The sequence below is a fragment of the Enterobacter cloacae complex sp. ESBL7 genome (assembly GCF_041679625.1).
Classification (GTDB): Bacteria; Pseudomonadota; Gammaproteobacteria; order Enterobacterales; family Enterobacteriaceae; genus Enterobacter; species Enterobacter asburiae_B.
On the sequence record NZ_JBGORN010000023.1, the window covers coordinates 1 to 2,820 of the forward strand.

Here is a 2,820-nt window from a genome sequence, read left to right on the forward strand (position 1 = left end):
GAAGTGAAACATCTTCGGGTTGTGAGGTTAAGCGACTAAGCGTACACGGTGGATGCCCTGGCAGTCAGAGGCGATGAAGGACGTGCTAATCTGCGAAAAGCGCCGGCGAGGTGATATGAACCTTTGACCCGGCGATGTCCGAATGGGGAAACCCAGTGCAATTCGTTGCACTATCGTTAACTGAATACATAGGTTAACGAGGCGAACCGGGGGAACTGAAACATCTAAGTACCCCGAGGAAAAGAAATCAACCGAGATTCCCCCAGTAGCGGCGAGCGAACGGGGAGCAGCCCAGAGTCTGAATCAGCTTGTGTGTTAGTGGAAGCGTCTGGAAAGTCGCACGGTACAGGGTGACAGTCCCGTACACGAAAGCACACAGGTTGTGAACTCGAAGAGTAGGGCGGGACACGTGGTATCCTGTCTGAATATGGGGGGACCATCCTCCAAGGCTAAATACTCCTGACTGACCGATAGTGAACCAGTACCGTGAGGGAAAGGCGAAAAGAACCCCGGCGAGGGGAGTGAAAAAGAACCTGAAACCGTGTACGTACAAGCAGTGGGAGCACCTTCGTGGTGTGACTGCGTACCTTTTGTATAATGGGTCAGCGACTTATATTCTGTAGCAAGGTTAACCGTATAGGGGAGCCGAAGGGAAACCGAGTCTTAACTGGGCGTTAAGTTGCAGGGTATAGACCCGAAACCCGGTGATCTAGCCATGGGCAGGTTGAAGGTTGGGTAACACTAACTGGAGGACCGAACCGACTAATGTTGAAAAATTAGCGGATGACTTGTGGCTGGGGGTGAAAGGCCAATCAAACCGGGAGATAGCTGGTTCTCCCCGAAAGCTATTTAGGTAGCGCCTCGTGAACTCATCTTCGGGGGTAGAGCACTGTTTCGGCTAGGGGGCCATCCCGGCTTACCAACCCGATGCAAACTACGAATACCGAAGAATGTTATCACGGGAGACACACGGCGGGTGCTAACGTCCGTCGTGAAGAGGGAAACAACCCAGACCGCCAGCTAAGGTCCCAAAGTCATGGTTAAGTGGGAAACGATGTGGGAAGGCACAGACAGCCAGGATGTTGGCTTAGAAGCAGCCATCATTTAAAGAAAGCGTAATAGCTCACTGGTCGAGTCGGCCTGCGCGGAAGATGTAACGGGGCTAAACCATGCACCGAAGCTGCGGCAGCGACGCTTATGCGTTGTTGGGTAGGGGAGCGTTCTGTAAGCCGTTGAAGGTGTGCTGTGAGGCATGCTGGAGGTATCAGAAGTGCGAATGCTGACATAAGTAACGATAAAGCGGGTGAAAAGCCCGCTCGCCGGAAGACCAAGGGTTCCTGTCCAACGTTAATCGGGGCAGGGTGAGTCGACCCCTAAGGCGAGGCCGAAAGGCGTAGTCGATGGGAAACAGGTTAATATTCCTGTACTTGGTGTTACTGCGAAGGGGGGACGGAGAAGGCTATGTTAGCCGGGCGACGGTTGTCCCGGTTTAAGCATGTAGGCGGAGGTTCCAGGTAAATCCGGTACCTTTTTAACGCTGAGGTGTGATGACGAGGCACTACGGTGCTGAAGTAACAAATGCCCTGCTTCCAGGAAAAGCCTCTAAGCATCAGGTAACATCAAATCGTACCCCAAACCGACACAGGTGGTCAGGTAGAGAATACCAAGGCGCTTGAGAGAACTCGGGTGAAGGAACTAGGCAAAATGGTGCCGTAACTTCGGGAGAAGGCACGCTGATATGTAGGTGAAGCCCCTGCGGGTGGAGCTGAAATCAGTCGAAGATACCAGCTGGCTGCAACTGTTTATTAAAAACACAGCACTGTGCAAACACGAAAGTGGACGTATACGGTGTGACGCCTGCCCGGTGCCGGAAGGTTAATTGATGGGGTTAGCGGCAACGCGAAGCTCTTGATCGAAGCCCCGGTAAACGGCGGCCGTAACTATAACGGTCCTAAGGTAGCGAAATTCCTTGTCGGGTAAGTTCCGACCTGCACGAATGGCGTAATGATGGCCAGGCTGTCTCCACCCGAGACTCAGTGAAATTGAACTCGCTGTGAAGATGCAGTGTACCCGCGGCAAGACGGAAAGACCCCGTGAACCTTTACTATAGCTTGACACTGAACACTGGTCCTTGATGTGTAGGATAGGTGGGAGGCTTTGAAGCGTGGACGCCAGTCTGCGTGGAGCCAACCTTGAAATACCACCCTTTAATGGCTGGTGTTCTAACGTAGACCCGTGATCCGGGTTGCGGACAGTGTCTGGTGGGTAGTTTGACTGGGGCGGTCTCCTCCCAAAGAGTAACGGAGGAGCACGAAGGTTAGCTAATCCTGGTCGGACATCAGGAGGTTAGTGCAATGGCATAAGCTAGCTTGACTGCGAGAGTGACGGCTCGAGCAGGTGCGAAAGCAGGTCATAGTGATCCGGTGGTTCTGAATGGAAGGGCCATCGCTCAACGGATAAAAGGTACTCCGGGGATAACAGGCTGATACCGCCCAAGAGTTCATATCGACGGCGGTGTTTGGCACCTCGATGTCGGCTCATCACATCCTGGGGCTGAAGTAGGTCCCAAGGGTATGGCTGTTCGCCATTTAAAGTGGTACGCGAGCTGGGTTTAGAACGTCGTGAGACAGTTCGGTCCCTATCTGCCGTGGGCGCTGGAGAATTGAGGGGGGCTGCTCCTAGTACGAGAGGACCGGAGTGGACGCATCACTGGTGTTCGGGTTGTCATGCCAATGGCACTGCCCGGTAGCTAAATGCGGAAAAGATAAGTGCTGAAAGCATCTAAGCACGAAACTTGCCCCGAGATGAGTTCTCCCTGAC

1 rRNA gene is annotated in these 2,820 nt (G+C 53.4%); it reads left to right on the forward strand.

Going from position 1 to position 2,820, the window contains the following annotated elements:
- Positions 1-25: 25 nt before the first annotated feature.
- A 23S ribosomal RNA gene (locus ACERY3_RS25210) occupies positions 26-2,820 on the forward strand; the annotation flags it as partial.